14 protein-coding genes and 1 riboswitch are annotated in these 17,023 nt (G+C 47.3%); of the genes, 9 read left to right on the top strand and 5 right to left on the bottom strand.

Features of this window, described 5'->3' with window-relative positions:
- Positions 1–41: 41 nt before the first annotated feature.
- Positions 42–1,055 carry a LacI family DNA-binding transcriptional regulator gene (locus AC50Y3_RS16360; RefSeq protein WP_494820033.1) on the bottom strand — a complete coding sequence of 338 codons (1,014 nt, stop codon included), beginning with the start codon at positions 1,053–1,055 and terminating at the stop codon, positions 42–44.
- A gap of 393 nt (positions 1,056–1,448) precedes the next feature.
- Here AC50Y3_RS16360 and rpiB point away from each other — a divergent pair, with 393 nt between their 5' ends.
- Positions 1,449–1,913, top strand: a complete 465-nt coding sequence (rpiB, locus tag AC50Y3_RS16355) for a ribose 5-phosphate isomerase B (protein WP_494819793.1) — start codon at positions 1,449–1,451, stop codon at positions 1,911–1,913.
- Between the two features lie 18 nt (positions 1,914–1,931).
- Positions 1,932–2,501 carry a helix-turn-helix domain-containing protein gene (locus AC50Y3_RS16350; protein WP_494819792.1) on the top strand — a complete coding sequence of 190 codons (570 nt, stop codon included), beginning with the start codon at positions 1,932–1,934 and terminating at the stop codon, positions 2,499–2,501.
- An 87-nt stretch (positions 2,502–2,588) separates the two neighbouring features.
- On the opposite strand, the gene AC50Y3_RS16345 is transcribed toward AC50Y3_RS16350, so the two are convergent.
- Positions 2,589–3,530: a nucleoside hydrolase gene (locus tag AC50Y3_RS16345; RefSeq protein ID WP_494819791.1), complete on the bottom strand. Its 942-nt coding sequence runs from the start codon at positions 3,528–3,530 to the stop codon at positions 2,589–2,591.
- Positions 3,531–3,780: 250 nt separating this feature from the next.
- Between AC50Y3_RS16345 and AC50Y3_RS16340 the strand changes: the two genes are divergently transcribed.
- The 3 genes from AC50Y3_RS16340 (at position 3,781) to AC50Y3_RS16330 (ending at position 8,045) form a co-directional block, all read left to right on the top strand.
- Complete coding sequence (locus AC50Y3_RS16340; protein ID WP_494819790.1) at positions 3,781–4,848, top strand: ADP-ribosylglycohydrolase family protein; 1,068 nt, start codon at positions 3,781–3,783, stop codon at positions 4,846–4,848.
- Positions 4,849–4,907: 59 nt separating this feature from the next.
- On the top strand, positions 4,908–6,011 hold the full coding sequence (locus AC50Y3_RS16335) for an ADP-ribosylglycohydrolase family protein (RefSeq protein WP_494819789.1): 1,104 nt from the start codon (positions 4,908–4,910) through the stop codon (positions 6,009–6,011).
- 287 nt (positions 6,012–6,298) lie between these two features.
- Positions 6,299–6,488, top strand: a riboswitch (Lysine riboswitch).
- A 165-nt stretch (positions 6,489–6,653) separates the two neighbouring features.
- Positions 6,654–8,045, top strand: coding sequence for an amino acid permease (locus AC50Y3_RS16330; protein WP_494820032.1), 1,392 nt, complete (start codon positions 6,654–6,656; stop codon positions 8,043–8,045).
- Positions 8,046–8,107: 62 nt separating this feature from the next.
- On the opposite strand, the gene AC50Y3_RS16325 is transcribed toward AC50Y3_RS16330, so the two are convergent.
- Together AC50Y3_RS16325 and AC50Y3_RS16320 are read right to left on the bottom strand one after the other, a co-directional pair.
- Complete coding sequence (locus AC50Y3_RS16325; RefSeq protein WP_494819788.1) at positions 8,108–9,979, bottom strand: metallophosphoesterase; 1,872 nt, start codon at positions 9,977–9,979, stop codon at positions 8,108–8,110.
- 471 nt (positions 9,980–10,450) lie between these two features.
- On the bottom strand, positions 10,451–11,965 hold the full coding sequence (locus AC50Y3_RS16320) for an S-layer homology domain-containing protein (protein ID WP_494819787.1): 1,515 nt from the start codon (positions 11,963–11,965) through the stop codon (positions 10,451–10,453).
- 294 nt (positions 11,966–12,259) lie between these two features.
- Here AC50Y3_RS16320 and AC50Y3_RS16315 point away from each other — a divergent pair, with 294 nt between their 5' ends.
- From AC50Y3_RS16315 to AC50Y3_RS16300, 4 genes are all read left to right on the top strand, one after another.
- On the top strand, positions 12,260–12,997 hold the full coding sequence (locus tag AC50Y3_RS16315; protein WP_494819786.1) for a YheC/YheD family protein: 738 nt from the start codon (positions 12,260–12,262) through the stop codon (positions 12,995–12,997).
- A gap of 286 nt (positions 12,998–13,283) precedes the next feature.
- Positions 13,284–13,868, top strand: a complete 585-nt coding sequence (locus tag AC50Y3_RS16310) for a hypothetical protein (RefSeq protein WP_494819785.1) — start codon at positions 13,284–13,286, stop codon at positions 13,866–13,868.
- A 116-nt stretch (positions 13,869–13,984) separates the two neighbouring features.
- The gene (locus AC50Y3_RS16305) at positions 13,985–15,112 is read left to right on the top strand and encodes a GGDEF domain-containing response regulator (protein WP_494819784.1); all 1,128 of its coding nucleotides are present in this window, start codon (positions 13,985–13,987) and stop codon (positions 15,110–15,112) included.
- A complete protein-coding gene (locus tag AC50Y3_RS16300) occupies positions 15,063–15,686 on the top strand; it encodes a response regulator (RefSeq protein WP_494819783.1) in 624 nt (207 codons plus the stop codon). Before AC50Y3_RS16305 ends, AC50Y3_RS16300 begins: the two co-directional genes overlap by 50 nt.
- Before the next feature lie 82 nt (positions 15,687–15,768).
- Here AC50Y3_RS16300 and AC50Y3_RS16295 read toward each other — a convergent pair whose 3' ends face one another.
- The gene (locus AC50Y3_RS16295) at positions 15,769–16,956 is read right to left on the bottom strand and encodes an MFS transporter (RefSeq protein WP_494819782.1); all 1,188 of its coding nucleotides are present in this window, start codon (positions 16,954–16,956) and stop codon (positions 15,769–15,771) included.
- Positions 16,957–17,023: the final 67 nt, after the last annotated feature.

Raw genomic sequence — 17,023 nt, 5'->3', positions numbered from 1 at the left:
AAAGGTGGCGCAGAATTGAACTTCTGCGCCACCTTTTTTCCCTATTCATTGCATCGCGCGGTACTGTCCCTGATAATAAGCTCAGGTTTCTTGGGAGGTTCGAGTTTAATCGGGATACCTTCGATCCGCTGCAGCAGCATGTCGACAATCTTGCCGCTGGAATGGGAAATATCAAAGCTGACACTCGTTAAGTTTGGCCGAAGACTCCGATACAATTCGGAAGGACCAAAGCCGATCACGGAGATGTCCTGCGGCACGCGATAGCCATAGTCGTAGAAATAGTTAAGCGCCGCCACCGTCGTAACCTCGTTCGAAATCATCAGCGCTGTAGGCTTCTGGGTTTGGAGGAGCTGATGGATCGCATTGTAGCTTTCCTCCATTTGACCGGGTATGCGGACGACATAGTCATCCATGAATGGGATCCCGTACTCGTCGTAGGCTTTCTTAACGCCATTAATTCTCTCATTGTTGAAAGAAATGACATTGCCTTTGATGCTGCCGACTATAAAGCGAATGTCTTTATGATTCAAATCAAGCAGATATTTGGCTGCCATATAGCCGGCTTCAAGATCGTCGGAAGATGTATAGTAAATATCCTCGGGATTATTCGAATATTTCATGTTGAATACATAAGGAATGCCGGCTTCCTCAAGCATAGTGGCCAGGGATTCATTGTTAGAAGGGCTTAATATAATAAATCCGTCCGCCACCTGACTCTTAATGACATTAAAGAAAGATTCAGAATCGGGATTGCTTGAAGTAATAATCAGAATATTATAGCCTTCGGTGTGCGCTTTTTCGGTTAACGCTTTGAATAAGGCTTGGAAACCTGCATTAAAGATCAATTCACTAATATGCTGCGCGCTAACAACAAGTCCGAGTATGCCGCTCTTGCCGGATTTGAACATACGCGCGGTTTTGCTAGGGATATAACCTAAATTCTTAACGGCATCAAGAACTCGCTGCCTAGTGATCGGCTTGACGAGGCTTGAACCGTTCATAACTCTGGAAACGGTGGAGGGCGTCACTTTCGCTTTCTCAGCGACGTCGAGTATGGTTGGCTTCTTGATATTACGTTCCTCCTAGCTAGTCCCATGAAATGTTAACGATGCCATTCTATAAGGATTGTAAATGGTTGCGAACAAAAATGCTAGCTGAAAGTGATAAGTCAATTTATAGTATTGACAGTGCTCTGCATTCTAGGATAATATTGGCTCGAAAAGGCTTACAATCCCTTCGTGATCGCGAAAACAACAAGCGAAGGCAGTGTGAGTTTTTTATTTCAACTAAATTGGCAACGTTGCCAATTAGAAGATCAATTATCAAGAAAATAAGGATTAAATCTCGAGAATCGCTGGCATTTATTACTGTCATACCAAGGATGAACAATTATGGCAACGTTAACATTATTCTAAATCACTCGTTGAGTGAACACAGGGAGCGTGCAAATGAAGATTTCATTAGGTTGCGATCATGCCGGTTTCCATCTGAAGTCCGCGGTAGCCGCACATCTGGCATCCATTGGCTGTGAAGTGATTGATCATGGCTGTTACACCGCCGATGCCGTTGATTTTCCCGATATTGCTCGCTTGGTCTGTCATTCCGTACTTAAGGGCGAAGCGGAGCGAGGCATTATGGTGTGCGGAACTGGCGTTGGCGCGAGTATTGCCGCGAATAAGATTCCGGGTATTCGCGCTGCAGTATGTCATGATTATCATTCCGCGCACCAAAGTGTCGAGCATGATGACGTTAATGTGATGTGCGTAGGTGCCCAGATTGTAGGCGAATGGCTCGTTAAAGACCTGATCTCTTCCTATGTATCCGCGACATTCAGCACGGAAGAACATTTCCGCAGAAGAGTTGAGAAATTAGCCATTCTTGAACGTGAAGCAGCGATTAAACTACCTGAATAACAAGCGGGAGGTCTGTTCATGCAAAGCGTACTGAAATTATCCCCTTCACCAACACCATCACCGGCTATAAAGTCACCTTACTTTCAGATTACAAATCCCAAACTACTACAAGATGCAAATAAACTCTCTTCCCAGGAACAAGCTTACAGAGTGGAAGTAGAGGAGCTTTACAACTTCATCTATCAATCCATAACGAGTGCACTCAAAGAAGCGAAGCAGCCAACAGACTTTAATTATTGGCATAGCAAGGATCGGAATCAGCGCAAGGTGGAAGAGGCGTTGTCTTACATCGATGAGCATTTTCATGAAGATTTCGGCCTAGAGCAAGTGACGGATATTATGCACTGTTCCTCGACATATCTGAATCGGCTGCTTAAGCAGTACACGGGTAATACGTTTTATAATCTACTGACTCAGAAGAGAATCGAGTATTCTAAACATCTGCTGGCTCTCGACCTTCAGACGGTATGCGAAATCAGCAGCGAAGTCGGCTACACGAATGTACATAGCTTCATTCGCGCTTTCAAACGCAGTGTGGGCATAACGCCTGGACAATTCCGAGAAAACAGTCTCGCGCATTCAAGTTGAACTAAATCTAAATAAGCAACGGCTGATACGAGCAGCACTGATAACATACTAGTTTCGCTCACGATCAGCCGTACCCAATAGCATGTACTAGGAATGGTTGGCCAGTTTGTTAAACATATCGATATAGACGAGGCTGCGGTCGATGTCGATCGCTTCTTTGTAGAAGTGTCTGGCATCATCGGTGGAATACGTGAAATTAGGATTAAGAATCGGCGTTCTACGCACGACAGAAGGCACCCATTCCTCATTAAGCAGCCATGCAATAGCCGAGACATCCCAGAGAACTTTCGACCAACCAGGGCGGTTGCGGCCAAAACGCTCAAACCTGCCATGGAACAGATCGCTGAAATAGGTACCCAGCTTATTGCGGCCACGCAAACAGGCATCGATTTCGTAAGTAGACGTTAGCAGATGGGAGGCAACGCTATGACAGGGCAGTACGACTAGCGGAACACCGCTGTCATAGATAATGCTGGAAGCGTGATAGTCTTGCGAAACGTTGAATATATCTTGCGTTGGCCACCAGTAGGAGTTTGGCCCAAGCCAGACAACGACAATTTTCCGAATGATCTCGGGGCATTTGACGATAGCTGAAGCTACATTCGTAATCGCGCCAATTGCGACGACATAGAGCGGATCATCCTGGTCTGCCTCAAGCGCCAATGCAATGATTTTATCTACAGCCTCACTGGGCACCGGCTCTTCTCGGCTGCTCATGAATTGCGCGGATCCTCTGTAAACAGGAGGAGGTGACTGTAGGTCCATCAGCTTGTAGATGTTGAAGATTTCATTATAGCTTTTCTCCATGCCTTCTCCCGGACTCGTTGAATTCCAATTGAAGAACGGAGCCGCCGTTACCGCCAGCAATTCGATCTTATCTGGGGATAGCAGCGCGTATGCAAGTGCAAATTGATCGTCCACTTCATTGAATGCATCCGTATCCAGAATCATTCTCACTTTGCCTGTCGGATGGTTAAGCCGCTGCAGCATCGCTGCGTGATCGAGCTGATAATTTGCCCAACTGCTCATTTGACGCACCTCTTTCAATTCCTATTCGGTAGTTTATAAGCTTCGAGTTCAGTATAGGGGAGCGATCCGGATTTCGAAATGTTCATATATCAAAGGAGCGAACGTTAGATTTCTGTACATCTTGTTCGATAATTGGGCGTGGCCGGTTGAGAACTGTTTATATAAACGGACATAACCCTTCATTACAATAAAACCATGGAAATGCCAATTAGCTGCAGAACACACTTTGAATTCGGGGAGAGAACAAGTCATGAGTGAGCAGGTTTCTTTATTTGACAAATTTTACGGATGCATCGCCGGTGTTCATATCGGTTCGGCTATGGGAGCCCCGGTAGAAGGCTGGGACTTTGATCGAATCGATGCCCAGTATGGCATACTTGAAGATCTGCTGCCCTATGAGCATTTTCATAACGGTTGGGTGCGCGAAGCAGGGACTACCGAAGATGGCGTAGAACGCCAGAAGCTGATGATTTCAGCGATCATGGAGAAGCAGGACCGCGTTACCGCCGAGGATGTCCGTAATATGTGGATTTCCAAAATCAAACCGGAATCGGCGGGGATGATCTCAGAGCCTTTCGAGGCCGTGCTTCTGGCCATGGCCAAGAGCGGCATTCCAGCCCGAGATATCGGAAAATATTGCGATTATGCCGGTTTAAACAGTTTCTCACGTTCTTGTCACCCCATCGGGCTCATCAATGCAGGCGATATTCCTAATGCCATTAATGATGTGAATGAAGTAGGCCAGCTCTATCAAACGACGAACGGGCGCGGCCTGAAATGGGCAACAGTTACTGCGGTTGCGATCGCTTCCGGAACGAAAGCAGGGGCTACGGTTGATAGCGTACTAGGCGCAATATTCGATCACTGCGATCCGGATGTGGTTGTAAGAGAGCTAGAACGTGAGCTGAAACGGACATCGAACATCGAGGACTATCGTGAATTTAGGAAGACGCTCTATGAGTCATACAACATTCGAGGCATCCCTTATGAGGTTAGTTATGCGAATGAAGTGGTGACGAAAGCGGTCTGTATCTTCAACAGAGCAAAAGGAAATGTCAAAGAAGCGATGGTTGCCGCTGTCAATATGGGACGCGATACCGACTGCGTTACAGCGGTCGCAGCGGGGATCTCCGGTGCGTTAACCGGCACGACTACGATTCCGGAGTCTTGGATCAAGCAAACGGATTATGCAACAACCTTGCATGTCGTTACAAACTCCCAGCGCACGATCAAAGAGCATGCGGATGGTTTGTACCAAGCATACCGTTCCCGATTACACAAGCTGAAGGCTTATACCGAGCTGATGGGTGCATTGTAGATGATTGCTAGAGATTAAGGAATGAAGATCTGACCAGATAACAAAGAGGAGCGAGCGAGATGAGTGAGCTAGTCAGCTTAAAAGATAAATTTTATGGATGTATCGCAGGTGCGCATGTTGGGGCAGCACTCGGCGCTCCTGCTCAAGGGCTATCGTGGCAGGATAGTGAAGCAGAATTTGGCGTTCTTGACCAGCTTCAGCCTTATGAGAACGTTTGGTTTCGCGAAGCCGGTACAACCGGAAGCGGAATCGAGAGGCAGAAGCTGCTCATCACGGCCATTTCTGAGCGTCAGGATCGGGTAACGGCTGAGGATGTTCGTGCGATCTGGGTATCCGATATGCCAATGAAATCGGCAGAGAAGATGATGGAGCCTTTCGACGTCGGCTTGCTGGCGGTTGCCGGCAGCGGGATTCCGGCAAGAGATCTGGGCAAATATTGCGATTATGCAGGACTAAACAGCTTCGCCGGCTACTGTCAACCGGTTGGATTGATCAATGCAGGCGATGTAAAGAATGCGATTCGCGATGCCTTCGAGCTCGGTCAGCTGTATTATGCATCCAGAAGCTATGGCGTGAAGTGGTCCGGCGTAACCGCTGCCGCGATTGCATCCGCTACGAAACCAGGCGCGACGATCGACAGCGTAATTGAGGATTTGTTCAGTAACTGCGACTATTCCGACGTTGGTGCCAAGATCGATGGCTACAAGTATGGTTACTTAAGAGACAACGTGATTGACGAGCTCGAATCCGGATTAAAGCTGACAGCGGGCTGCCGGGATTTCCGTGAGTTACGCGAAGCCTTCGATAAGAGCTACCGCGGCTGCGGCGTTCCATACGGCAGCAGCTTCGCAAACGAAGTCGTGACCAAAGCCATTTGCATTGTCAGAATGGTCAACGCAAATGTGCATGATGCCATTATCGCCGGAGCAAACATGGGTCGAGACAGCGTGAGCGTTGCGGTGCTGGCAGGCGGACTTGCAGGCGCACTTAGCGGTGCTGCTACTTTGCCGGAATCCCTGATCCAGCAGGTGGATTACGCTGCCAGCATAAACAAATATACATGCTCACAGCGCACGATGCGGGAACAAGCCGATGGCGTCTATCACGCTTTTCAAGGCCGGCTGCGCACGATTAATAAATTAGTTGAAGAAATGCTTGTATAAGAGGTATAGGGAATACGAAGTCAGGACATACTAGCTATTATTGCGTTCATACGGTCAGATGAAAGACATGTTTACCGGATAATTGAATCATGGAGTGAAGTATTGCCTGCAATTTGGCTTTAATCGACTTTGTAAATACGCAGTTTCAAGAAGCTGAGATCACAGATCCAGCTTCTTTTTGATGCTCCTAATCAGGGGAGTGGAATGATTATCCATTGCTTTTTTCTCGTAGGCTACTTATTATAGGGACTTGTCGTCATAAAAAAATACGTTACACCTCATCAGCTTGATGGGGTAGAGGTCGCGATGTTAATGAGTACGCCGGAGGAAGTCCAGTAAAGACTGAGGATTCCGGAGGAAAGGTACCATCGCCGAAGCCGCACGGTTTACTGACCGTTCGAGCTGGGGCCGTTTCCGAAAGGGACGGAACTGTCACACGATTCGCATCCGCGTACGTTGTGTTGAGCTATCTTCAAACAGGAGAGATGAGGGAGTATGGAAGCTGCCTTGTTAGGCGGCTTTTTTGTGTTTCTATGCCTTATTTTTCCATGAAATAAGGAAAACAACTGAGGGAGCGTACAGAAAGTGAACGAGAATCCAAACAACAACAACAAATTACGCAGAGGCCTGAAATCGCGTCATATGACGATGATCTCACTCGGCGGTTCGATAGGAACTGGCTTGTTTCTAGCCAGCGGAGGAGCGATCCATTCCGCAGGTCCGGGCGGTGCGCTACTTGCCTACCTGATTATTGGCATCATGGTTTATTTCTTAGTCACAAGTCTGGGTGAAATGGCAACCTATATGCCGGTGTCTGGTACGTTCAGTACCTATGCAACCCGATTCGTTGATCCATCCTTTGGTTTCGCGCTCGGGTGGAATTATTGGTACAACTGGGCGATAACGATTGCCGCTGAGCTGTCCGCAGCAACGATCATTATCAAGTTTTGGCTGCCGGACAGCCCTTCATTCTTATGGAGCGCTTTGTTCCTCGCCTTAATGGTCGGACTAAACTTATTATCTGTGAAAGGTTATGGCGAATCCGAATATTGGTTCGCGATGATTAAGATCGTAACGGTTATCGTGTTTATCGGAATCGGCCTTCTCATGATTGTCGGCATTTGGAGCGGAAAGGCAACCGGCTTTAGTAATTTCACTGCCGGAGATGCGCCAATCTCCGGAGGCATGCTCGCCGTGCTCGGGGTTTGCATGGCGGCAGGTTTCTCGTTCCAAGGTACCGAGCTAGTCGGGATTGCTGCAGGGGAGTCCGAGAATCCGCGTGTCAACGTGCCTCGGGCGATCCGAAGCGTATTTTGGCGGATATTATTGTTCTATATTTTAGCCATATTCGTTGTAGGTCTGTTGATTCCGTACACGACGGAATCGCTGGCAAGTGATAGTGTAAGTGCTAGTCCGTTCACGATTATATTCGAGAAAGCAGGCTTAAGCGTAGCAGCATCCGTCATGAATGCGGTCATTCTTAGTTCTGTTCTTTCGGCGGGCAACTCGGGCATGTATGCTTCCACAAGGATGCTTTGGGTACTCGCGAAGGAAGGTAAAGCACCTAAATTATTCGCCACGTTAAATAAAAACGGAATTCCCGTCTTCGCCTTGCTCGCAACAGCCGTCGTCGGCATGCTTGCATTCCTTGCCTCATTCTTCGGCGATGGTCAGGTGTACATCTGGCTGCTGAACGCATCGGGGATGTCTGGCTTTATCGCTTGGCTCGGTATTGCCATCAGCCATTATCGCTTCCGTAAAGCCTACACCGTGCAAGGTCGGAAGATCGCGGACCTTCCATACCGCTCGTTGTGGTTCCCATTCGGACCCATACTGGCAGGCGTGATGTGTATGATCGTGATCTTAGGTCAGAGCATCAGCGCATTCTCGGATGGTCAGGTCGATTGGAAATTCCTAATTGCTTCGTACATCGGCATTCCGTTCTTCTTAGTATTATGGCTCGGTTACAAATGGAAATACAAAACAAAGGTATTGAAATTAGAAAACTGCGAGCTTGATACTGCAGTCGAATAATGTTGAAGTATCAATAAAGGCGGCAGCGTGAACAGGAAAACTGTTTTCGCTGCCGCCTTTATTCAGTTAGCTTTACGATCTATAGCCGGAATGACTATTGGTGATTCAATCATGATCGGCTTTGCTTTTGATGGCTTCTTCGGAGGTGAATCAGGTTCTAACAGCGGTCCATGCTCCACATGTGGAGCTCGTTTCCACTTCTTCACGACTTGCTCCATTCCGATCGGAAAGATCGTTAAGCTGCCGCCTTTATCGATATGAATACGGATGAAGTTTTTCCAATTATCGATTTGCATCGCAGAGAACGCTTCGCCGCTGTGACGACCAAAACCGTTCAAAGATAAGAGCAAATACAGCCCCATGATCACCGATCCTATGATCCATCCGCCATAGGCAATCAATAAACCGGTCAACACCAACGCGCCAAGACCCCAATGAAAGTGAAATTCGGTACGGACCAGATAGACTGCCGCGCAGCCGATGAAGAAAGCAGCCGCAACATGGCATAAACCATGCAGACAGCCAGCGATCCATTTGTACGTGCGGGAATGCGTATCCGTAAACAGCCAGAATCCCCCGACAATGATAAACATCCAAATAAACGCGCTGGGTGTATGCGAAATCTTGCTGAGAGAGGAAGAAATAAGATCCAGGTACGTCGCAGAAGCAGGAGGAGCGGTGGTGACCGAAAGAACGGAGTTGCACGCTAACAGATAGAGAATGGCCGTAACGATCCCGAACATCTGGTTCTTCCATACGAACAGCAGATTGCCCCAGGTCAGCCGCCTAGACGCAGCTACATCCGGGAAGTCCTTTTTCCGTTTGAATTCAATTGGTTTCTCATCTTCATTCTTGCGCGCATAGATCGCTTGATCCTTGAGATCATGGGTGGGGTGGAGGAAGGCGCCGCCACCGCCGGCAGTGATTTTCTGGACTTTGCGGCTATGATCCGCTGAACCGTCAGCCTTAGCTGGGATATGTTCGAATCTGCGGTAATGATGAAGATCGCCGGCTAGGAAGATTTGAATGTCGACGTTCTTTTTGTTCAGCATATTTTCAAGGAAAGTCAGATTGTTCTCATTGTAAATGGGATCGAACTTCCCGTATTTGTGAGCGGAAACCCAATACGGTTCAGCGTTACACAGGATTACCCGATCACCGGCTTGCATCTGCTCCGCAATATGCTCGAAATAACGGACCTGCTGCCCATCGATGTCCGAATTCAGCTGTACATCGGTTCCTAAGAGCCACCATCCTTGAGGAAGCTTCAAGGCAAAATAACTCTTCTGCTGCGGTGCATGCCAGCCGTTAAACCATTTGCGCGAAGTGAATATCCGTGAGAACGAAATCAGGCCGTCATACCAGTCATGGTTACCGGGTACGGCGAAAACCTGTGGGTGCGGATCGGCCGTATATCCCTGAGCGAGATAATAAGGCGTAATTAGCCTGTTCATATATTCATCGCGGTTTGCAGTAGGGTAGACCTGATCACCGCCAAAGATAAGCACATCGCCGCGTTTGGTCGTTATGGTTAGACCTGTTTCAGGATCAACGAGTGACAGCTCCGGACGAGTGGCATGATAGGCAATGGAATAGGTGGAATCAAACCCATCGCCTAAATCGCTGATGTAATCAATCCATATTTCATCTCGAGGGCGGTCAGGATCCGTCAAATAGAAGCCGTCTGGATCGACTTTATAGTTCCCCGATTCATCGTGCAAGAAGTGCTTGGAGTAGTCGGTCAATTGCTCATCCTTCTGGTTGAATGCCTCAATTAATCGAAAGTCGGAATAGAGACCGAAGATGGTCGAAAGGACGGTCTTCATTCCCGTTACGATTAACTGTTTCGGATTAAACCATTCGACCATCCGAGGTCTGGCATTTGGATCTGCAATCATTTTTTCGGCTAGCTGCTGAACTTTGCTCTTTGCCATATGCTTCCCCTTTCAGCATACCTAAGTCATTCTATTATTCCATAATCCCGTTGCAAATCACGTCGAACTGCGCCTGAAGCATATGAAATACGCCAAAAACAAACAAACCTGCCGACTGTGTCCGGCAGGCTTGTTCGATCTTCAGCTGAAGCGCTGCAACACTAAATAACCGCTGATACTGGAAGTGCTTTTGCGAAATACGATCTTGAAGCCGATGTCGTTGTCTAATAAGCAGTTTAAGGCATTTATGAGCAGGGCACCTTCTTGCAAGTTGGCACGACAAGGATAAGCAGATCCGATGACACGAGAAGCAAGGATTCTACGCGGGGATCCGCTTACCAAAGGGTTTCTCGACCAACTAATCAGAATTAAGTCAGGCTGTTGAGTAGCTTTAATTCGAGCCATAATTATCACCTACTTCTATTCTAGCGTTACTCTATTAGATGAGATGCAACGTAAAATGGTGATAGATTAAGAGAACGAATACGAATGATACTTTAGCGCATTGTGAACACTAATCCAACTATCATGGCTCTCGCCGCCCATATACCAGTATCCGTACCCGGCTATGGAATGGGATTCGCCTAAGCCGATCTTGTTGGAGAGAGAACGTCCATCCTCCAGCCAGATTCGATTCAGCACGATTCCTTTATTGAAATCCGTATATTCGGCAACATACTGTCCAAGCCGTGCATCCCATGTTACTGCTGCATTCCTGGTCAGTACAAGGTTATTCTGATGAGTGAGTGTGATGTCTTCGGATACGACTCCGCCGCCATTGATATCGGATTTCCATACCCTTGTATAGAGTGGCAACGCAAGGATAACTTTATGTGCCGGCACCTTCTTTAGTAATGCTTCTAGGCCATCTTTCAGCCAAGGCAGGGAAGACACAGACCCGGCCACAGGAGCACCGCCCCAATGCTCGTCATAACCCATGAGAAGGACATAATCGGCCGATTGACCAAGTGCTTCATAATCAAACACTTCCGTCCAGTCGTAGCCAAAATCAGGGGAGACATTTACTGAGAGTATCGCCTTTGTTTCTAAACGCAATGCTTTGACAAAAGCAGTGAAGGCGTCGCGGTCCTGCGGCATCATATTCTCAAAATCGATATTCAATCCATCGATGTGGAACTGCTGCACACGATTCGCCAATTGTTGAATGAAAGCTTGTCGCTGGGTCAGATCCGTCAGCATCGTATGAGTAACTTCTTGATTGGAATGATTGCCTACCATCGCCCAGAGCATCTTGCCATGATCATGCGCCCAGCTAAGCAAGCTGGCATCCATTTGGTCTTCAAATGCGCCATTCTTCCCAAGAAAGAACCAGCGCGGCGATAATGTATTTACGGATGATTGTGCAACTTGCTGTTCGAATTGGAGCGTTGTTTGACCATATTGCCAGCCTAGTTGAATCTTCGCAGCAGACGTGGTGGTAATTTGCTTAGCCCAATCTCCGTGCGTCCATACGCGGTTCATCAGCACGGCTGCTTCTTGCCTTGTTATCGATTCCTTCGGCCGAAATTCGCCTTGATCACCGGTTATTAAGGCTAATTGGGATAAATGACTGACTGCAGACAGCGCCCATCCACTGATTAGATCCTGATCATCATATCCTTCTGGAATCACATTGCTTTCCGCCTGATTTAAGGCGCGATTCATGATTACGGCCGCTTCTTCGCGCGACACCGGACGAGCCGGTTCGAATAGATCGCTTGAGCTTCCTTGCGCGATTCCGAGCTGTACGGCAGGCTGCACCCATTGATAATACCAGGCTGCTTTCCGCACATCTTTGAACGTAGGAATTTCACTAACCACTGGCTTGATTCCAAGCAGACGGTCGATCAAAGTCATGAATTCCGCACGTGTGATCGCTTTATTCGGCTCGAAACGTCCTTCGCCGGTTCCGGTCATAAATCCAAGCTGCGTCATTTTCAGAATCGATGCTCTGGCATAGTTAAACGTAATATCATGGTAAGGCACACGAGACGCAGCCTCAGCAGGTGAAAGTGGAAACAGACCGGTACAGCAGATTGCCAAAAGTAAACCTATATTTAGTACCATCGCTCTTAAGAGGATGGTCTTCCTATGTTTCATATCTATAAACTCACTTTCCAATTGTAATAGAGTGTTCCAGCATCCCTCTATCGTAATCAATCGGAACAAGAATACCTATCCTAAATTATTGGAAAGAGCCTGACTGTAGAAACACCCAAGCTTTCCACATCCTTATTGAATAGGTTGTAATACATCATTTTACAAGCTAAGGGGATGAATATGTCACGATATGTAGGAAGCAAATGGACCAAAACAGTTGCCATTCGTAAACAGCCCTTTCTCGCTCGTTATGTACCAGAAACCTCTCGAATGACGAAACTATCGCTTAGAAGACAATTGCTCAAGTATCGCATGGTCTATGTCAAACCGGAGTTTGGCATGCATGGTAATGGCGTTATGCGCGTGGAGAAAGTAGATCAAGGTTACCGCTACCAGCTAGGCAACACCATCAAAACCTACAAGGAGTTTGATTCCTTATATAAAGGCATTACATCAGCTAAGAAAAGAGGCCGCTACCTCGTACAGAAAGGAATCCATCTACTAAAGCATAATGGTAGAAGGTTCGATCTGCGTGTGATGGCGCAATATACACCCGGTAAGAGATGGATTACCTCCGGGATCATCGGCAGAGTCGCGGCGAAACACAAAATTGTAACGAATTATCACAGCGGCGGCCAAATTCTAACGGCTGAGAAGCTGCTCTATCCTCACACGAATAAGATACACGATAAGCTCGAGCTACTGTCTAAGATGGGCGTCGTTGCAGGGCAAGTCATGGGGAGCTCGTTTCCGGGCGTTCGAATGATCGGACTTGACGTCGCTCTGGACCAGTCACTGAATCCATGGGTGCTCGAAGTAAATACGTCGCCGGATCCTCATATATTCAGAAAACATCCAAATCCGCAAATTTATAGAAGTATTATGAAGCTGATCCGAACGAATCGCTATAAGCGCTAAGGTAAAAAGTCGCGGAAACGCGGCTTTTTTGAGTTCAAACAAGGAATATAAACAAACAAAAATCAAACATGTAATCCAAAACATTTTTAATACTTTGTTCTTATCATAAGAAGTATTGGAATCCATATCCCCATACCCCTTATACTGATAAGAACTTGACACATAACCGTAGTAACGTATTTCACAATGGCAGGAGGATAACGTACTGAAGAAAATCGGATGCTATCATGCCCATTATTCCAATATCGCCCATATCGAAAGCGCGCTGGAACCTTATGACGCGGAGTTGATCCACTTCGTTGATCCCGGGCTGGATCGAATCAAGAACGATGCCCATTTCACCAAGCAGCTGGCGGAGAAGAAAGTGCATGATACGCTCGAGTGGATGTCCGGCTGCCATTTGGATGCGATATTAATTACATGCACCTATTTTACATCGATCATGCAGGATGAGCTTGAGCGATTTCCGATTCCGATCATCAAGATCGATGAGCCGTTATTCCAGGATCTTACAAGACAGGACAAGCCAATCATCTTCGTGTTTACCAATCCGAATACGATCGAGGGGACGATGAGTCAGTTCCGTCAGTATGCGGAGGGCAAGGCAATAGACGCTCAAGCTGAATCACGATTGATTCCAAACACCTTCCAGCTAATTATGCAGGGGAAGACGAAGGAATACATTGGCGAGGTTTCTTCAGGTCTCATTCAAATCGCGGAACAACATCCAGATGCTCTAATTGTAGCCGCGCAATTATCGATGGTTCCTGCAGCGAGATATGCCGAAAGCATTCAGAATGCCGAAATTGGCAATGCGCTAGCTTCTTTATCCAGCTACTTAGAGCAAAGCCTCCTGTTAAATAAGAAATAGTCGCACGTGGAGTGGAATGAGCGAAGGAAGATGTATCGTCGTGATACATCTTTTTTTCACATGTAAGCAAACCAAACACAAATCTAATACTTTTCTCAAGAAGGTGTGTCATTCGAGTGCTTAATTCCAGCTCAGAGCTTCTAAACAACAGTTCGGATGAAGTATTAGTAGAGAATCAGAAGCAGTACATGAGTGAGCTGCGCGAGCGGCTGTCTGTCTTGAGGCACTTGATCGAGATTGAAGAAGATTCGATTTCCTTCGAGAAAGCCAGACAAATTTACCGGATTGTTCATTCGATTAAAGGAAGCGCTCCGATATTAGGTTTCGATAAAATCGGCAGTATGGCTGCACAAATGATCGGTGATTGGGAGTGGACGCAAGAGGAAGCGGAGGAGCCTAATCTCCATGCTGCCCTTCAGCTTCAATTCCATGCAAGCTCACGAGCGATGGATACGCTGCTGCCTGCTCTAGAGCAGGAGATGGACCGCTGTGCACGCGATATAAAGCAAAGTGATGCTCCAAATCAATGTCTAAGCGATGCTACTGATATGCAGCTTGGTAAACGCATCTTAATCATCGAAGACGACAATATCCTGCGCGCTTACCTGGCTCGAAGACTTTTCTTGGATGGCTATCAGGTTGATGAAGCCTGTAATGTAGAAGAGGCGATAACACTGCTGCGCAATCATCAGTATCAGCTCATTACGCTCGACTTAATGATGTATCCGAAGAGCGGCTACGAAATCTTTGAGCTTCTTAAAGATGACATGATGTTCCGGTGGATTCCCATGATCGTATTATCCGGCCGCGATGATATTCGGGATAAAGTCCGCTGTTTTCAAATGGGGGCGGATGATTATGTCGTTAAACCTTTTCATTATGAAGAGCTTTGCGCTCGCGTTCGAAGATTAATGGAGCGAAACCAGGAATTTCACTTTATGGCTTTTCATGATCCGCTTACAGGTCTCTTCAATCGGCGTTACATGGATAAACAAATTCAACTGGAGCTCGCCAGGGTCAATCGCTATCCTTCCCCAATTACAATGGCCATTCTGGATATTGATTATTTCAAAGCGATTAACGATAATTTCGGCCATCAGATCGGTGATATGGTGCTGCAGCGTTTAAGTAATCTTCTGGTGAGCAAGCTCCGCAAAACCGATATGGTAGCCAGATGGGGGGGGGGAAGAATTTATGCTCATTATGCCCGGGACGCGGGATACCGAGGCTGTATCCATACTTGAAGCGATTCTGGCGCATTTTCGAGAGCATCCTATTTATGTCGACAATAGGAGGAACACGTGTATTACGTTCTCTGCCGGCGTCGTGCAATGGAAGCCGCAGAGCAGCATCTCCGTCTGGACGCGCCACGCCGACTTTGCTCTCTATAAAGCGAAGCGTACAGGAAGGAACCGAGTCGTCAAATCGTCCTTACGGAAGACGGCTGCTAAGAAGATTCTGGTCGTGGAAGATGATCGTGTACTTCGAAGAATGATCGTGGAATTGGTAAAGGGCTGCTCCGAACTAGTGCTGGAAGCTACGAATGGACTGGATGCCTATGAGCTGTTGACCAACGAAGAAATTGATTTATGTATTCTGGATTTCAACATGCCGAATCTCGATGGTTTGGCGATGCTGAGACGAGTGGGGCAAGAGGGGAATGTTTCGAAGCGAACGAAGTTTCTGATGGTTTCCGGCAATGAAAGTCATCATAACATAAAGACAGCGATCGCTTTAGGCGCGGATGGATACATTACGAAGCCCTTTACCTTCCCGGACTTGAAGAAGAAAGTCGTGTCACTGTTACAGCTGCGCTAAGACTAATCCATCCGAGGGCGGGGTTGGAACGACTACATGAGCTTCGATACTGCAGAAGAATCATGTAGTCGTACTTCGTCATTTATTGATCCTTATAAATCGTACGGCTGCCCATCGCACCCGCTGTTTCTTTGTTTCGCTGAATCCAGAACACGATCGCGAAAACAACGATACATACGAAGGTAAGCATGAAGTTGTAAAGAAACATCTTACGCATGCCTACCGCTTCGCTCGCGATTCCGCCGGCCAAGCTTCCGATAATACGGGCGACACCCAGTGTTAGTAGTCCGTTTAAGGTTTGTCCGCTTGCTTTGAGTTCGTTCGGCACTTCCTTGTTGATGACATTCGCCATCGTGACGGATAATACGATAAAGATCAACCCATGCAGTGCTTGAGTAGGTAACAGCCAGACTGGATCATGAATCGCCGAGAACAGATACCAGCGGAGTGCCGCTGCTACACCGGCCCCGAGCAGAATATGTGAGGTTTGAACACGCTTGAATATTCGTTTGGACATCAGCAGGAACGGCACTTCGCTTAAGGATGAGATAACCATCGACCAGCCAAGCCAAGCGCTGTCTCCGCCCATTTCCTTGAAATAGAGCGGGAAGAACGCATAATAGTAGCCGAGCGTAATTTGAAAAACAAAATTGGCGCTTAGATACAGCATTAATTTCCGGTTTCGGAATAATACCCATACCGGCATTTTGCGATTTCGAGCTTGATGGCCTTCAATCTTCGGGAATTGCAATGCAAGTAAGAAACAACAGGCCAGGATAATCGCATAGACGCCGAACAGCCAGTCAATTCGTTTCTCCGCAATGAGCCCAAATACAATCGACATAATAGCGAAACCGAACGTTCCGCCCATGCGAATAAGGCTGAAGTTCCCTTTACCACGTTTATCCAGTGTCTCTAATGTTACCGCGTCGGTTAACGCAAATATCGGAGATTGGAAGAACGTAAAGATGCAGATAAAGACAAGCAAATATACGAAATGATTGGACAACGGATAGAGCAGTACGGTAAGACCGGTACCCACGATCAGGAATAGCAGAATGCTGTTCTTCGTCTTAGCGCGGTCGCTGAAGAGCCCCCATACCGGCTGTGCGAGGATCGCAACAAGCGGACCGAGTCCAAGCAAGGTGCCAATCTGAGATTGCGTGAATCCGACGTGTTGAAAGTAAAGCGGAATAAATGTTCCATACACGGCATTGGCCATGTAGAAGAAGACGTAGAAGAACACGAAGTAAACGAGATTGATCGGCATGATGTACCTTCCTTTATTAACGGCTTTAAGTGTTAGCGCACTTGTAGTAGTTCCTCGTAAGACGGTC

It is taken from the genome of Paenibacillus sp. J22R98 (genome assembly GCF_059383835.1).
The sequence above is the reverse complement of the archived record's forward strand: the minus strand, read 5'-3'. Positions and strand labels throughout refer to the sequence as shown.